At 70.4% G+C, this 15,359-nt stretch carries 12 protein-coding genes and 1 tRNA gene; 5 read left to right on the top strand and 8 right to left on the bottom strand.

Translation table 11 applies throughout. The features are described from left to right. Window positions 1–144 precede the first annotated feature (144 nt). The 7 genes from lptB to HW578_RS13025 form a co-directional block, all read right to left on the bottom strand. Entirely contained in the window at window positions 145–903 is a 759-nt protein-coding gene (gene lptB, locus HW578_RS13055; RefSeq protein ID WP_198370984.1) for an LPS export ABC transporter ATP-binding protein, read from the bottom strand. Beyond that, window positions 900–1,835, bottom strand: a complete 936-nt coding sequence (locus HW578_RS13050; protein ID WP_198370983.1) for an LptA/OstA family protein — start codon at window positions 1,833–1,835, stop codon at window positions 900–902. The genes lptB and HW578_RS13050 overlap by 4 nt, the downstream gene beginning before the upstream one ends. Continuing rightward, window positions 1,832–2,533: an LPS export ABC transporter periplasmic protein LptC gene (lptC, locus tag HW578_RS13045; RefSeq protein ID WP_232478925.1), complete on the bottom strand. Its 702-nt coding sequence runs from the start codon at window positions 2,531–2,533 to the stop codon at window positions 1,832–1,834. Before lptC ends, HW578_RS13050 begins: the two co-directional genes overlap by 4 nt. Window positions 2,534–2,609: 76 nt before the next feature. Then, complete coding sequence (locus tag HW578_RS13040) at window positions 2,610–3,593, bottom strand: KpsF/GutQ family sugar-phosphate isomerase (protein WP_198370982.1); 984 nt, start codon at window positions 3,591–3,593, stop codon at window positions 2,610–2,612. 224 nt (window positions 3,594–3,817) lie between these two features. After that, window positions 3,818–4,474 (bottom strand): ribonuclease D, encoded by a 657-nt coding sequence (locus tag HW578_RS13035; protein WP_198370981.1) that lies wholly within the window; start codon window positions 4,472–4,474, stop codon window positions 3,818–3,820. Window positions 4,475–4,686: 212 nt separating this feature from the next. After that, window positions 4,687–4,773: transfer RNA gene (locus HW578_RS13030), tRNA-Leu, on the bottom strand. Between the two features lie 128 nt (window positions 4,774–4,901). Continuing rightward, window positions 4,902–6,131 (bottom strand): SAM-dependent methyltransferase, encoded by a 1,230-nt coding sequence (locus tag HW578_RS13025; RefSeq protein ID WP_198370980.1) that lies wholly within the window; start codon window positions 6,129–6,131, stop codon window positions 4,902–4,904. A gap of 132 nt (window positions 6,132–6,263) precedes the next feature. On the opposite strand from HW578_RS13025, the gene HW578_RS13020 reads away from it, so the two are divergent. The 5 genes from HW578_RS13020 (at window position 6,264) to fzlA (ending at window position 14,958) form a co-directional block, all read left to right on the top strand. Next, window positions 6,264–7,214, top strand: coding sequence for a complex I NDUFA9 subunit family protein (locus tag HW578_RS13020; RefSeq protein ID WP_198370979.1), 951 nt, complete (start codon window positions 6,264–6,266; stop codon window positions 7,212–7,214). Between the two features lie 220 nt (window positions 7,215–7,434). Continuing rightward, entirely contained in the window at window positions 7,435–8,874 is a 1,440-nt protein-coding gene (locus tag HW578_RS13015) for an NAD(P)-dependent oxidoreductase (protein WP_198370978.1), read from the top strand. Between the two features lie 5 nt (window positions 8,875–8,879). After that, entirely contained in the window at window positions 8,880–13,418 is a 4,539-nt protein-coding gene (gene gltB / locus HW578_RS13010; protein ID WP_198370977.1) for a glutamate synthase large subunit, read from the top strand. Between the two features lie 123 nt (window positions 13,419–13,541). Continuing rightward, window positions 13,542–14,051, top strand: a complete 510-nt coding sequence (locus HW578_RS13005; RefSeq protein ID WP_198370976.1) for a hypothetical protein — start codon at window positions 13,542–13,544, stop codon at window positions 14,049–14,051. A 238-nt stretch (window positions 14,052–14,289) separates the two neighbouring features. Beyond that, complete coding sequence (gene fzlA / locus HW578_RS13000; protein WP_198370975.1) at window positions 14,290–14,958, top strand: FtsZ-binding protein FzlA; 669 nt, start codon at window positions 14,290–14,292, stop codon at window positions 14,956–14,958. A 2-nt stretch (window positions 14,959–14,960) separates the two neighbouring features. Here the strand turns inward: fzlA and HW578_RS12995 are convergent. Then, window positions 14,961–15,359, bottom strand: a 399-nt coding sequence (locus HW578_RS12995; RefSeq protein ID WP_198370974.1) for a tetratricopeptide repeat protein, incomplete at its 5' end; no start/stop codon positions are given.

The raw sequence follows: 15,359 nt of genomic DNA, 5'->3' as shown, positions 1-15,359 counted from the left end.
CACTACCCGGCGCTCCGCGCCCGCGCAGTTGCCTCGCGCCGTGGATCGAGGGCCGGCGCGGCCGCCGGCGGCGCGCACCGCGACGCGGCGCGAGCCCGCCATGCATGTAGGTTTGGTGTGGCGGCTACATGCATGGCGGGCAGATTAGAGGCTGAACCTTTCGCCCAGGTAGACGCGGCGGACGCCCTCATGCGCGACGATGTCGCGCGGGCTGCCCTCCATCAGCACCTGGCCGTCGTGCAGGATATACGCCCGGTCGATGATCTCGAGCGTCTCGCGGACGTTGTGGTCGGTGATCAGCACGCCGATGCCGCGGTCCTTGAGGTGCTTCACCAGGTCGCGGATCTCGCCCACCGCGATCGGGTCGATGCCGGCGAGCGGCTCGTCCAGCAGGATGTAGGCCGGGTGGGTCGCCAGCGCGCGCGCGATCTCGCAGCGCCGCCGCTCGCCGCCCGACAGCGCCAGCGCAGGCGCGCGGCGCAGGTGGGAGATCCCGAATTCGGCCAGCAGGCTGTCGAGCATCTGCTCGCGCCGGTCGCGCACGGGTTCCACGACCTCCAGCGCGGCGCGGATGTTGTCCTCGACGTTGAGGCCGCGGAAGATCGAGGCCTCCTGCGGCAGGTACCCCAGGCCGAGCCGCGCGCGCCGGTACATGGGCAGGGTCGTGACGTCGTGCCCGTCCAGGATGACCTGGCCCTCGTCTGGCTGCACGAGGCCGGTGATCATGTAGAAAGTGGTGGTCTTGCCCGCGCCGTTGGGCCCGAGCAGCCCGACGGCCTCGCCCCGCTTCACCGAGATGGAGACGTTGCGCACCACGGGGCGCTTCTTGTAGCGCTTGCCCAGGCCTTTCGCGACCAGCGTGCCACCGGCCGCACCCTCGACCACGCGCAGGGGCTCGCTCATCGTGGCGTCTCCTGCGGCGCGCCGCCCGGACCGGGCAGGCCCTGCCCGCCCTGTTGCGGCACCACCAGCCCTTGCACGCGTGCACCGGGCGCGGAGACGAGCCGCGCGACGCCGGTCTGCATGTTCACGATCGCTTCCTGACCCGACAGCGTGTTCTCTCCTCGCGTGATCCGTACATTCGCCAGCAGCCGCGCGAGGCCGGTCTGCGGGCTGTAGACCCCACGGTCCCCGCGCACGACTTCCTCGGCGGTGCGGATCTCGACATTGCCGAAGGCCTCCACGCGCTCGAGGCTGGAAGGCGTCTGGCCGGCAGGCGCGGCACCCTGTGGCGGAGCGGCGACCGTCTGCGGACGCGGCGCCGCCCCCGGGGCGACATTCTCGGCGAAATAGGCGACCAGCGTGTCGGCGCGCACGCGGCGCCCGTCATTGGTCACCACCACCGCATTGCCGCGCGCCACGGCCATGCGCCGGCCCGACCAGTATTCGATGCTGTCGCGCGCGGTGAGCGTGTTGTCGGGATTCGTCAGGCGCAGGTTCTGCCCGGTCAGCACCATCACCGCCTGGTCCATGTCGTAGATGGCGCGATCGCCCTCGGCGCGATCGGTGGCGGTGGTGATGACGACGTTGCCCTCGGCCTCCATGCGCCAGATCTCGCCACCGCCGGCGGGGCCGTCGGCTGGGGCGGGAGCGGGGGTGGCGCCGGCAGCGCCGCGCGGGCGGTAGCGCGCGATCAGCCGGTCGGATTCCACCGTGACGCCGCCGCGCGTCGCGCGCGCCTCGCCGCGGGCGATGATGACCTGGTCGGCCTGGCGCCACTCGATCCCGTCATTCGACGTGACCTCGACCGGCCCGCCCTGGCTGAGGTCGATGCCCTGCGCGGCGGCGGCGCCAGCCAGCATAAGCGCGGCCAGCATCGGGGTGGCGCGCCTCATTGTCCGCCCTCCAGGATGGCGTGCGCGCGGCCGGTGAAGACCACCACCTGGCCGCGCTCGGTCAGTCGGAAGCCTTCGCTCACCAGCGTGCCGAAGGGGCCCTGCGCGGCAACCGGGCTGTCGCCGGAGGCAGAACCTTCCTGCAGCAGCACCTCGGCCGTCGCGGTCACCAGCAGGTTGCCGCCATCCTGCCAGAGCGTCACGTCGCCATTCAGGTCGAGCCGGTTGCGCGCCTTGTCGAAGCGGCCCTCGCGCGATTCCAGCAGCACCCAGGTGCCGTCGGTCAGCAGAATGTCGGCGCGCGGCTGCGTCAGGTCCACGATGTCGGCGGATTCCGTCTGCGCGGCGACATCCGCGGTGACGGTGAAGGGGCGATTCTGCTCGTCGAGGCCCTGGTAGCGGGGCTCGACCAGGCGGACCGCGTCGGGCTGGGCCTGGATGACGCGCCGGAAGGAGACGCGCGCGCGGTCCTCCATCCGGTCCAGTTCCGGCCAGACGGCGATGCCCACCAGCAGGCCCACGCCCAGGATGGGGAAGAGCCACTTGGCGAGGCGCACGGCGAGGCGCCGCCGCGCGATCTGCGCGGCCGAGGGCGTCCAGCGCCCGCGCGAGGGTGCCAGCATCCGCCGCGGCGCCATCGGCCCTGTGGCGCGCAGCGGCACCGGGGGCGGGACGCGCGGGTCCTCCCGCGTACTCATGGCAGCGTCCGGTGCGCGGCGCGCGTCGTCACGCACATCAATCCGCGCGTCGTCACGCACATCAATCCGCGCGTCGTCACGCGACGCCCGCCCGCAGCAGGTCATGGATGTGCAGGATGCCGACCGGGCGACTGGCTTCGTCCAGCACGAACAGCGCGGTGATGGCGCGCGTGTTCATCTCGTGCAGCGCCTCGGCGGCGAGCGTGTCGGGACGCACGGTGCGCGGCGCACGAGTCATCACCTCGCCGGCCTGGCGCGAGAGCAGCGCGGCCCCGCCGCCGGTCTCGAGGCCACGGCGCAGGTCGCCGTCGGTGATGATGCCAAGCAGGCGGCCATCGGCGCCGACCACACCGAGGCACCCGAAGCGCCGCGCGGTCATCGCCACGATCGCGGCGTCCATCGGCGTCTCCGGCGGCGCAAGAGGCAGTTCCGCCGCGCCGTGCATCAGGTCCCGCACGCGCGACAGCCGCGCGCCCAGCTTGCCGCCCGGGTGGAACACGCGGAAATCAGCGGCGGTGAAGCCGCGGCGCGTGAGCAGCGCCACCGCGATGGCATCGCCCAGCGCCAACTGCATGGTCGTCGAGGTGGTGGGCGCGAGGCCCATGGGGCAGGCTTCGGGCGCGGCGGGCAGCACCAGCGCGACATCGGCGGCGCGCGCCAGCGTGCTATCGGCGCGACCCACGATCGCCACCAGCGGCAAGCCGAAGCGCTTGGCGTGGCCGATCAGGTCGGCAAGCTCGGGGGTTTCCCCGGAATTGGACAGGGCCAGCACCGCATCGCCGGCCACGATCATGCCGAGGTCGCCATGCGAGGCCTCGGCCGGGTGGACGAAGAGCGCCGGCGTGCCGGTCGAGGCCATCGTCGCCGCGATCTTGCGCGCGACATGGCCGGACTTGCCCATGCCGGTGACCACCACGCGCCCGGTCGACCCCGCCAGGCGCGAGACGGCCTGCGCGAAACGGTCGTCGAGGCTGTCGGCCAGCGCCGTCAGCGCCTCGGATTCGAGGGCCAGGACGCGGCGCGCGGTGGCGATGTCGGGATGCTGGGACGGGGCGTTCACGCCGCCTGTATGGTGCGGCGACCGCGACGGGTCAATAAAACTGAGGCGTTGACAATCAAGAAGCGTGCCACCGCTGTGATGCGTCACCCGAACGGATCGCGCGAAGTCCGATCCGGGAGGCCGGGGGGCGACCGTGCCGCGATGGCCAGTTGCGCCGGTACAGCAGCACGCGGCGCGCAAGCCAAGCCCGCGAAGCGTGCGCCTGGCGTTCGAGGGCGTCAGGATCAGTGACTGAGGATGTCCGGGTCCTCGTAGCCCAGCAGGTCGAGCTTGCCCCGCGTCGGCAGGAAACGGAAGCAGGCCTCGGCCAGGTCGAGCCGGCCTTCCCGCTTCAGCAGCCCTTCCAGCTTGGCCCAGAGCGCATGCAGGTGCAGCACGTCGGAGGCGGCATAGGCGAGCTGCTCGGGCGTGAGCTCCGGCGCGCCCCAGTCGGAGGTCTGCTGCTGCTTGGACAGGTCCACGCCCAGCAATTCCTTGCACAGGTCCTTGAGCCCGTGCCGGTCGGTGAAGGTGCGCACCAGCTTCGCCGCGACCTTGGTGCAGACCACCGGCGCCGTGGTCACGCCCAGGCAGTGGAACAGCACCGCCACGTCGAAGCGCGCGAAGTGGAACAGCTTGGTCACCGCCGGGTCAGCCAGCAGCTTCTTCAGGTTGGGCGCGGCGAAGCCCTGCCCGCCCAGGCTCTCGGGCACCAGCTGCACCAGGTGCGCGGTGCCGTCGCCGGAGGAGAGCTGCACCAGGCACAGCCGGTCGCGATGCGGGTTCAGGCCCATGGTCTCGGTGTCGATCGCGACCACGCGGCCGAAATCGATCCCATCCGGCAGGTCGTTGCGGTGCAGCCGGATGGTCACGCCGGCATGGGTAAACAGGGTGGTGCCCACGGGATGCGCCAGGCCTTCGTCTGCGGGTGATGTACGGAGCCGCGCCAGGGCAGCGAAACCGCCGGATGGCGGAGCTCTTACGGCGCAGGACCTGCGCAGGCAAGCACCGTGGCCGCCTCTCGGCGGCTAATGCCAAATGGTCGCCGGGACGCTATGCGCTTGCGTCGTTTCCGGGGGCGAGGCGCCGCAGGCGGACGCGCGGCGCGATGCAGTGGTGCCCAGGAAAGGACTCGAACCTTCACGACCTTGCGGTCACTGGCACCTGAAGCCAGCGCGTCTACCAATTCCGCCACCTGGGCAGGGGGCCGGCGCCTTGCGGCGAGGGCGCGGAATTACGCGCAGCCGTGCGGGCCGTCAAGACGCGTCCTGGTTCCATCCCGACCACCGCCGCACACGCCGCCGGGCCGGGATAGGCCACGCGCCCGGGTCACGCGGCGCCGATCGCGGCCAGCCGCCGCTCCTCGTCCTGAATGAAGTCGCGGATCACCGGCACGTCGTCGCGCCGGTCCGACAGCAGAAGCTGGAACACGAAGTTCGACCCGTGCAGGAAGCCGAGCTCGACCGAGGCCAGGTAGAAATCCCACATGCGGCAGAACCGCTCGCCCATCATGGCCACCGCCTCCGCGCGCCGCGCATCGTAGGCTTCGCGCCAGTGCTTGATGGTCCAGTAGTAGTGCAGGCGCAGGCTCTCGCAATCGGCGCACCAGGTGCCGGTGCGCTCGAGGGACGCGAAGACCTCCGACAGCGCCGGCACGTAGCCGCCGGGGAAGATGTACTTGCGGATGAAGGGCGCGGTGGTGCCAGGCGGCGACATCCGCCCGATGCAGTGCACGACGGCGAAGCCCCCGGGCTTCGTCAGCGCCTTGATCTTGCGGAAATAGGTGTCGAACTCGTCGATGCCGATCGCCTCCATCATCGCGATCGACACCACGCGGTCATAGGTGCCTGGCAGCACGCGGTAGTCCAGCTCGCGGAAATCGACGAGGTCGGCCACGCCCTCGTCGATCGCGCGCTGCTTCGCCACCGCGCATTGCTCGGGCGATAGCGTGACGGAGGTGACGCGCACGCCATAGGTCCGCGCGAGGAAGGTCCCGAGCGCGCCCCAGCCCGAGCCGATCTCCGCCACGTGCATCCCGGGCTCGAGCCGCAGCTTGGCGCCGATGTGGCGCAGCTTGGCGATCTGCGCGTCGTGCAGCGAGGTCTCCGGCGTCGGGTAGTAGGCACAGGAGTAGGTCATCGTGGGGTCGAGCCACATCCGGTAGAAGTCCGGCGGGATGTCGTAGTGGTGGCGGATGTTCTTCGCCGCGAGGCCGAGCGGGTTGCGCTGCTGCCAACGACGCACCGACCGCCAGGCGCGGCGCAGCGCCTGCTGCACCGGATGCGCCGCGAGGCCCGACCGGTTGATTGAGAAGAGGTAGAGCAGGCCGAAGACCGGCGCGCCGCCCTCCATGACCAGGCGGCCATCCATGTAGGCCTCGGCGGTCTTGAGCTCGGGGTTGAGGAAGATCTCCCGCTCGACCGCCTTGTCGGTCAGGCGGATGGTGACCTCGGGCCCGTCCTGCCCCGATCCGAAGGGGTGCGCCGCGCCGGCATGGTCGATCACGGTCAGGCGGCCGCGGCGGACGAAGCGGCGCAGCAGGTGGGACAGCAGCATCATCGGCGGCGAATCCGAGCGAGTGGGGCAACGCTTATGGCGCCTCCCTGGGCGCATGCCCATTCCTCCCCCGCCCGCCTTGGCGCGCCTGGAGCGTCCCCATATGGTCCGGCACGCAAAGCAACGGGGTGTGGCATGGGTTCGCGTCGGGTGGCGACGGTCTTCGGCGGCGCCGGTTTCATCGGCCGGCATGTGGTGCAGCGCCTGGCCAAGGCCGGCTTCATCACGCGAGTCGCCGGGCGGGACACCGAACGCGCGGGCAAGCTGCGCACGCTGGGCGGCGTGGGGCAGGTGGTGCCGGTTTCGGCCTCGATCACCGACGAGGCCTCGGTGGCGCGCGCCGTCGCGGGGGCCGAGGTGGTGGTGAACCTGGTCGGCATCCTGTTCGAGCGGAAGCCGGGCGACTTCCAGCGCATCCAGGCCGAGGGTGCGGGGCGCGTCGCGCGCGTGGCCGCGGCGGCCGGGGCGCGACGGCTGGTGCACCTCTCGGCGATCGGCGCCGATGCCGGCAGCGAGAGCCTCTATGCCCGCACCAAGGCCGAGGGCGAGGCGGCGGTGCTGGCGGCCTTCCCCGGCGCCACCATCCTGCGCCCATCGGTGGTGTTCGGGCCGGAGGACCAGTTCTTCAACCGCTTCGCCGGGCTGGCGGCGGTGCTGCCCTTCATGCCCGTGGTGGCCGGGGAGACCCGGTTCCAGCCGGTCTATGTGGGCGACGTGGCGGATGCGGTGATGGCCGCCATCACGCGCGACGACACGGCTGGACGGACCTATGAGCTCGGCGGCCCACGGGCGATGTCGATGCGGGAGGTGCTGGAATTCGTGCTGGAGCACACCCAGCGCCGCCGCCGGCTGGTGCCGCTGCCGCCGAAGCTGGTCGAGTTCCAGGCGCGGATCGGGGAGATGCTGCCCACCCCGCCGATCACGCGCGACCAGCTGATCCTGCTGGGGCGGGACAACCTGGTGGCGGAGGGGGCCCGGACCCTGGCCGACCTCGACATCGCGCCCAAGGCGGCGGAGGCGATCGTACCGGCCTACCTGGCTCGCTTCCGGCCCGGCGGGTCGCAGCGCGCGGCAACGGCGGGCTGAAAGGTCCGTTTCGGTCGTTTTAACGGGTGCCGACGTGAAGGAACGTGAACCACTGGGGTAGGTTGCGGCGATTTAGGACAAGAAAACTGCCCTAATGGCGCAGAAAGGACTCGCGCCGCCTTTTTCCTTGCCGTATGTGACCCGCCGCCTGGGGTCCGATGATGGATCATGCGCGGCCGTTCCGCCGCCCGGGCCTGAGTGACGCCGCGGGGGAAGTCGCATGGCCGAGAAGATGCTCCAGTTCGTCCGCCTGCAGCAGCGGCAGCCGGACAAGCGCGACGCCGGCGAACGCAGCGCCGACTGGGGCGAGGTTTACCAGGCCTTCGCGCAGGAGGCGGCGGGCGCGCAGGCCTCGCGCTGCTCGCAATGCGGCGTACCCTTCTGCCAAGTGCATTGCCCGCTGAACAACAACATCCCGGACTGGCTGAAGCTCACCGCCGAGGGCCGGCTCGAGGAAGCCTACGAGGTCGCCTCCGCCACCAACACCTTCCCCGAGATCTGCGGCCGCGTCTGCCCGCAGGACCGGCTCTGCGAAGGCAATTGCGTCATCGAAAAGGGCTTCGAATCCGTCACGATCGGCGCGGTCGAGAAGTTCATCACCGACACCGCCTGGGAGAAGGGCTGGGTCAAGCCGCCCATGCCGGTGCGCGAGCGCCACCAGTCCATCGGCATCATCGGCGCCGGCCCCGCCGGCATGGCCGCGGCCGAGCGCCTGCGCACCATGGGCTACCAGGTCACCCTCTATGACCGCCACGACCGCGCCGGCGGGCTGATGATCTACGGCATCCCGAACTTCAAGCTCGAGAAGGAGGTCGTGGTCCGCCGCTGGCAGCAATACGTGATGGGCGGCATCCAGTTCCGCCTGAACACGTCCGTCGGTCGCGACATCACGTTGGGCGAACTGCGCCAGAAGCACGACGCCGTGCTGATCGCGACCGGCGTCTACAAGGCGCGCGACATCGCCTGCCCGGGCGCCGACCTGCCGGGCGTGGTGGCGGCGCTCGACTACCTGATCGCGTCGAACCGCAAGGGCCTGGGCGACGACGTGCCGGAGTTCGAGAACGGCGCTTTGAACGCCGAGGGCAAGCACGTGGTCGTGGTCGGCGGCGGCGATACCGCGATGGACTGCGTGCGCACCGCGGTGCGCCAGGGCGCGGCCTCGGTCACCTGCCTCTATCGCCGCGACAAGGCGAACATGCCGGGCTCGATGCGCGAGGTGAAGAACGCCGACGAAGAGGGCGTGCGCTTCGAATGGCTCGCCGCGCCCGAGGCCTTCACCGGCACGGACCGCGTCGAGGGCGTGCGCGCGCAGCGCATGCATCTGGGCCTGCCGGACGCCACCGGCCGACAGCAGGTGGAACCCATCGCCAATGCCGGCTTCGCGCTGAAGGCCGACCTGGTGATCAAGGCGCTCGGCTTCGACCCCGAGGACCTGCCCGCCGCCTTCAACGAGCCGGCGCTGCCGGTGACGCGCTGGGGCACGCTGAAGGTGGACCACCGCACCATGATGACGGCGCTGCCCGGCGTGTTTGCCGCCGGCGACATCGTGCGCGGCGCCTCCCTGGTGGTGTGGGGCATCCGCGACGGGCGCGACGCGGCCGAACAGATCCATGGCTTCATCCAGGCGCGGGGTGAGACCCCGGCCATCGCGGCGGAGTGACCGACATGACGCAGCACGAATCCGGCGCCGCCTTCGCCGAGGCCTTCGCCCGCAGCCGCGCCGCGCTGGAGAACGACGCGCATCTGGACCTGAACGAGCACGACGCCTGCGGCGTCGGCCTGGTCGCCGCCCTCGACGGCAAGCCGAGCCGCGCGGTGGTGCAGGCCGGCATCGATGCGCTGAAGGCCGTCTGGCACCGCGGCGCCGTGGATGCCGACGGTAAGACCGGCGACGGCGCGGGCATCCATATCGAGGTGCCGCAGGATTTCTTCGCCGAGGTGGTTGAGCGCGGCGGCGACCGCCTGCGCCCGGGGCGCATCGCGGTGGGCATGGTGTTCCTGCCCAAGACCGACCTGGGTGCCCAGGAACGCTGCCGCCAGATCATCGAGACCGAGATCCTGAATGCCGGCTACAGCATCTACGGCTGGCGCCAGGTGCCGATCGACGTCTCCTGCATCGGCGAGAAGGCCAACGCCACGCGCCCCGAGATCGAGCAGATCCTGATCTTCGATCCCGAGCTGCGCGACGTGGAGACGGTGGAGCGCGACATGTTCGTGATCCGTCGCCGCATCGAGAAGCAGGCCATCGCAGCCCAGATCCCCGAGCTGTACCTGTGCTCGCTCTCGGCGCGCTCGGTCATCTACAAGGGCATGTTCCTCGCCGAGAGCCTGACGCAGTTCTACCCGGACCTCACGGATGCGCGCTTCGTCAGCCGCTTCGCGATCTACCACCAGCGCTACAGCACCAATACCTTCCCGACCTGGCGCCTGGCGCAGCCCTTCCGCATGCTCGCCCACAACGGCGAGATCAACACGCTGCACGGCAACGCCAACTGGATGAAGAGCCACGAGACGCGGCTCTCCCACGCGCTGCTCGACCCGTATATCGAGGACATCAAGCCGATCGTGCAGGCCGGCGGATCGGACACCGCGACTCTCGACAACGTCTTCGAGCTGCTGGTCCGCGGCGGGCGCGACGCGCCCATGGCCAAGGCCATGCTGATTCCCGAGAGCACCGGCAACAACGCCACCATGCCGGAGAACCACCGCGAGCTGTTCATGTACTGCAACGCGGTGATGGAACCCTGGGACGGCCCGGCGGCGATCGCCGCGACGGACGGGCGCTGGGTGGTGGCCGGGCTCGACCGCAACGGCCTGCGCCCGATGCGCTACACCGTCACCGCCGATGGCCTGCTGATCGTGGGCTCCGAGACCGGCATGGTGAAGGTGGCCGAGGACCGCATCGTCCAGAAGGGCCGCCTCGGGCCGGGGCAGTGCATCGGCGTCGACCTGGACGAAGCACGCTTCTACGAGGACGCGCCGCTGAAGGACCTGCTCGCCGCCCGCAAGCCCTTCGGCAAGTGGACGGCGCGCACCACCCGCATCGACGAGATCGTCAAGGCCGAGGGCGACGAGCGGGCCAACTTCGCCGCCGAGGAACTGCGCCGCCGCCAGCTCGCCATGGGCTACACGCTCGAGGAACTGGAAGGGATCCTCCATCCGATGGTGGAGGACGCCAACGAGGCCGTGGGCAGCATGGGCGACGACACGCCCATCGCCGTGCTGTCGAGCCAGTATCGCGGCCTGCACCACTATTTCCGCCAGACCTTCAGCCAGGTCACCAACCCGCCGATCGACAGCTTGCGCGAATCGCGCGTGATGACGCTGCGCACGCGGCTGGGCAACCTCGGCAACATCCTCGATGAGGATCCGACGCAGTGCGACATGCTGATGCTGGAGAGTCCCGTGCTCTCCAACGCGCAGTTCGACGCCATGCGCGCCTACATGGGCAGCACCGTCTGCACGGTCGATTGCACCTGGCCGGTCACCGATGGCGAGGGCGGGCTGCGGCGCGCGCTGGAACGCATCCGCCGCGAGGCGGAGGAGGGCGTGCGCTCCGGCTGCGCCCATGTGATCCTGACCGATGAGGCGCAATCCGCCGAACGCGCCGCGATCCCGATGATCCTGGCGGTCGGCGCGGTGCAGACGCACCTGGTCAAGCACGGGCTGCGCACCTTCACCTCGCTGAACGTGCGCGCTGCGGAATGCATGGACGTGCACTACTTCGCCGTGCTGATCGGCGCGGGGGCCACCACGGTCAACGCGTATCTCGCGCAGGAGAGCATCGCGGACCGCCATCGCCGCGGCCTGTTCGGCAATATCGGCCTCGCCGAGGCGGTGGGCCGCTACAAGAAGGCGGTGGACAAGGGCCTGCTGAAGGTGATGTCCAAGATGGGCATCGGCGTGCTGTCCTCGTACCGCGGCGGCATGAACTTCGAGGCGATCGGCCTGTCGCGCGCGCTGGTGGCGGAATTCTTCCCCGGTACGCCGTCCCGCATCTCGGGCATCGGCCTGTCGGGCATCGCGCGCCGGCTGCTCGCCCTGCACGAGAAGGCCTGGCAGGAGGGCGCGGTCGCGCTGCCCGTGGGCGGGCTGTACAAGCTGCGCCGCCGCGGCGAGGTGCATGCCTTCGATGGCAACCTGATCCACACGCTGCAGAAGGCAGTCGAGACCGACAGCTACCAGACCTACAAGCGGTACTCCGACGCGGTGCGCAAGATGCCGCCCGTGGCGCTGCGCGACCTGCTCGACTTCCGCATGGAAGGCCGCACGTCGGTGACGCTCGAGGAGGTCGAGAGCATCACCGAGATCCGCAAGCGCCTGGTTGCGCCCGGCATCTCGCTCGGCGCGCTGTCGCCCGAGGCGCACGAGACGCTGTCCATCGCCATGAACCGCATCGGCGCCAAGTCCGACAGCGGCGAGGGCGGCGAGGACCCGTCGCGCGCGAAGCCCCGCCCGAATGGCGACAACGCCAACAGCGCGATCAAGCAGATCGCGTCGGGCCGCTTCGGCGTCACCGCGGAGTATCTGAACAACTGCCGCGAGATCGAGATCAAGGTCGCCCAAGGTGCCAAGCCCGGCGAGGGCGGGCAGCTGCCCGGCTTCAAGGTGACCGGGCTGATCGCGAAGCTGCGGCATTCCACGCCGGGCGTGACGCTGATCAGCCCGCCGCCCCACCACGACATCTACTCGATCGAGGACCTGGCGCAGCTCATCTACGACCTCAAGCAGATCAACCCGGATGCGACGGTCTGCGTGAAGCTGGTGTCGCGCAGCGGCATCGGCACCATCGCCGCAGGCGTGGCCAAGGCGAAGGCCGATGCGATCTTGGTCTCCGGCCATTCGGGCGGCACCGGTGCCTCGCCGCAATCCTCCATCAAGTATGCCGGGCTGCCGTGGGAGATGGGGCTGTCCGAAACCCACCAGGTCCTGCTGCTGAACCGGCTGCGCCACCGCGTGAAGCTGCGCACCGATGGCGGGCTCAAGACCGGGCGCGACGTGGTGATCGCGGCCATGCTGGGGGCCGAGGAATTCGGCATCGGCACCGCCTCGTTGGTGGCCATGGGCTGCATCATGGTCCGCCAGTGCCACTCCAACACCTGCCCCGTGGGCGTGTGCGTGCAGGACGAGGCGCTGCGCCAGAAGTTCACCGGCACGCCGGAGAAGGTGATCAACCTCTTCTCCTTCGTGGCGGAGGAGGTGCGCGAGATCCTGGCCTCGCTCGGCGTCCGGAAGCTCACGGACATCATCGGGCGCACCGACCTACTGCAGCAGGTCAGCCGCGGGTCGGAGGACCTCGACGATCTCGACCTCAACCCGCTGCTGGTGCAGGCCGATGCCGGCCCGCATGCCGCCTATTGCACGCTGGAAGGCCGCAACGAGGTGCCGGAGACGCTGGACGCGGAGATGATCCGCGACGCCGACGCGCTCTTCCGCCACGGTGAGAAGATGCAGCTGCAGTACAACATCCGGAACACGCATCGCGCGATCGGCACCAAGGTGTCGTCCCGCATCACGCGCCAGTTCGGGATGTCCGGCCTGCAGCCCGGGCATCTGAGCGTCCGGCTGCGCGGGTCCGCCGGGCAGTCGCTCGGCGCCTTCGGCGTCCGCGGGCTGAAGCTCGAAGTGTTCGGCGACGCCAACGACTATGTCGGCAAGGGCTTGTCGGGGGCGACCATCGTGGTGCGCCCGGCGCCATCCTCGCCGCTGGTGTGGAACGAGAACACGATCATCGGCAACACCTGCCTGTACGGGGCGACCGCCGGCGAGCTGTTCGCCGCCGGCCAGGCCGGCGAACGCTTCGCGGTGCGCAATTCCGGCGCGACCGCCGTGGTCGAGGGCTGCGGCGCCAATGGCTGCGAATACATGACCGGCGGCACGGTCGCGATCCTGGGCGCGGTCGGTGACAACTTCGGCGCCGGCTTCACCGGCGGCCAGGCCTTCGTCTACGACGCGGACGACACCTTCGGCGTGCGCGTGAACCCCGACACGCTGCTGTGGGGGCGCCTCGGCCACCCGCACTGGGAAGGCGTGCTCTGCGACCTGATCGCCCGGCACGTGGCCGAGACCGGCAGCCGCTTCGCCGCGCGGCTGCTAAACGAATGGGAGACCGAGCGTCACCACTTCTGGCACGTTGTGCCGAAGGAATACGCGAAATACCTGCCGGTCCCGATGACCGAGGCCGCCGCCGTCGCGGCGGAATGACAGCGGCGCGGCGGTGAAATGCTTCACGCCGCCGCGTCGCGCCGCTCTTCCGTTCGCGTGACAGCGCGGTAATCTCTGCCCTGGCGGGACATCTGCCCGCTCGAGGCAGAGAAGGAGAGCGTGGTGCGTCGTCTGGCCCTGGCCCTGCTGGCCGCCTTCGCGTTCGCCGCGCCGGCCTCGGCGCAGCAGGTCCGCAACCTGGCCGTGGTGAACGGCTGGACCGCCTATGTCGCGCAGTCCGATGGCGGGCCGCTCTGCGGCATGGGGACCAACGCCAACCGGCTCGGCCGCTTCTTCTGGATCAAGGTGGAACGCCTGCGCGGCAACCTGCACGGCTTCGTCCAGGTGGGCGACCAGTCATGGAACGTCCGGCAGGGGGCGACCGGGCGGATCGTCATCAGCATCGACAGCCGCCGCGCCGAGCTGAACTACACCGGCACCAGCCGCCCCGACATGATCGAGGCCTCCTACCAGGGGGCCTTCAGCAATTTCATCAACTTCGTCGAGGCCTTCGCCGCAGGCTACCGCATGCAGGTGACCTTCCCCGGCGAGAATGTCGCCCCCTGGTCGGCCGACCTGCGCGGCACGCGCGCCGTCACCGAGGCCTTCCTGGCCTGCGCGCGGCGCATTTGATCCGCGCTCAGGCGTCAGGCGCGGAGTCTTTGTGCGCCCTCTATCGCCGGGCGCCCGCTCCGCGGGCTTGGCTGCGCGCCATGCACTGGAGTGCCGGGCGCGGCTGACCGTCTGGGCGCGGTCGCGCTTCGCGCTCCCGGATCGTGCATCCGCACGATCCGCAAGGGTGAGCTGAGCGTCGCGCGCCGCGCCGCCCGCCTTTGCGCCGCCGCCGCGCGAGTGGCATAAGCGCCGCATCGTGCGGCTCCTGTTCCACCTTCCCCTCTCCCCCTTCTCGCGCAAGGTGCGCCTCGCCCTCGGCGAGAAGCGCATTCCCTTCGACACGCGGGTCGAACGCGTCTGGGACCGACGCGACGATTTCCTGGCGATGAACCCCGCCTGCACCGTGCCCGTGCTGCAGGAGGAGAACGGCCTGACCATCGCGGATTCCACCGCGATCTGCGAATACCTCGACGAGGCCTATCCCGACATGCCGCTGCTCGGCCGCACGCTGGCCGAGCGTGTCGAGGTGCGTCGCCTGGTCGCCTGGTTCGACGGCAAGTTCCACGCCGAGGTCGGCATGAACCTGCTGTACGAGAAGCAGATGAAGCGCCTGATGGGCCGCGGCAACCCGGACGCCTCGGCGATCCGCGCGGGCTACGCCAATCTCCGCCCGCACCTGGAATATGTCGGCTGGCTGGCGGAGACGCGGCCCTGGCTCGCCGGACCGATGCTGACGCTCGCGGACCTCGCGGCCGCGGCGCATCTCTCGGCGCTCGACTTCATCGGCGACATCGACTGGTCGCTGAACGAAGCGGCGAAGGACTGGTATGCGCGGATGAAGTCGCGCCCGTCCTTCCGCCCGCTGCTGGGCGACCGCGTGAGCGGCGTCACGCCGCCCGACCACTACGCCAACCTGGATTTCTGAGCTCAGCGACGCGCGGGCCCGGCCTCGATCAGTGCCATGTTCTGCGCGGCCAGGTCCGCCGCGGAGCTGTCCGGCGCCAGTTCGATCACGCGCTCCCAATCCGCGCGTGCGCCGGCGGCATCGCCCTGGATCTGTCGGATGATGCCGCGTTCCAGCATCGCCTCGACATTCTCGGGCTCGAGCCGCAGCGCCTGAGCCACGCTCTCCGCCGCCGGGGCGATGCGGTCCAGCCGGCGCAGGGCGGAGGCGCGCAGCACCCAGGCCTCGGCCGCGCTGGGGTCGCCCGCCACGGCGCGCTCGAGATCGTCCAGCGCCTCGCCGGGCCGGTCGAGCGCGAGCGAGGCCATGGCGCGTTCCGCCAGCAGCCCGGGCGCCGAGGGCGTGAGCGCGAGCGCCAGGGT

Origin of the sequence: Roseomonas rosulenta (genome assembly GCF_016106005.1) — a bacterium.
Lineage (GTDB): Bacteria > Pseudomonadota > Alphaproteobacteria > Acetobacterales > Acetobacteraceae > Neoroseomonas > Neoroseomonas rosulenta.
Note: the sequence above shows the minus strand (reverse complement) of the source record. Positions and strands in the feature narration are given on the sequence as shown.

What these genes read in the sequence shown, in the direction of transcription:
- lptB (WP_198370984.1), bottom strand. Translation starts at nt 903, where the DNA reads ATGAGCGAGCCCCTGCGCGTGGTCGAGGGTGCGGCCGGTGGCACGCTG.
- HW578_RS13050 (WP_198370983.1), bottom strand. Translation starts at nt 1,835, where the DNA reads ATGAGGCGCGCCACCCCGATGCTGGCCGCGCTTATGCTGGCTGGCGCC.
- lptC (WP_232478925.1), bottom strand. Translation starts at nt 2,533, where the DNA reads ATGAGTACGCGGGAGGACCCGCGCGTCCCGCCCCCGGTGCCGCTGCGC.
- HW578_RS13025 (WP_198370980.1), bottom strand. Translation starts at nt 6,131, where the DNA reads ATGATGCTGCTGTCCCACCTGCTGCGCCGCTTCGTCCGCCGCGGCCGC.
- HW578_RS13020 (WP_198370979.1), top strand. Translation starts at nt 6,264, where the DNA reads ATGGGTTCGCGTCGGGTGGCGACGGTCTTCGGCGGCGCCGGTTTCATC.
- HW578_RS13015 (WP_198370978.1), top strand. Translation starts at nt 7,435, where the DNA reads ATGGCCGAGAAGATGCTCCAGTTCGTCCGCCTGCAGCAGCGGCAGCCG.
- gltB (WP_198370977.1), top strand. Translation starts at nt 8,880, where the DNA reads ATGACGCAGCACGAATCCGGCGCCGCCTTCGCCGAGGCCTTCGCCCGC.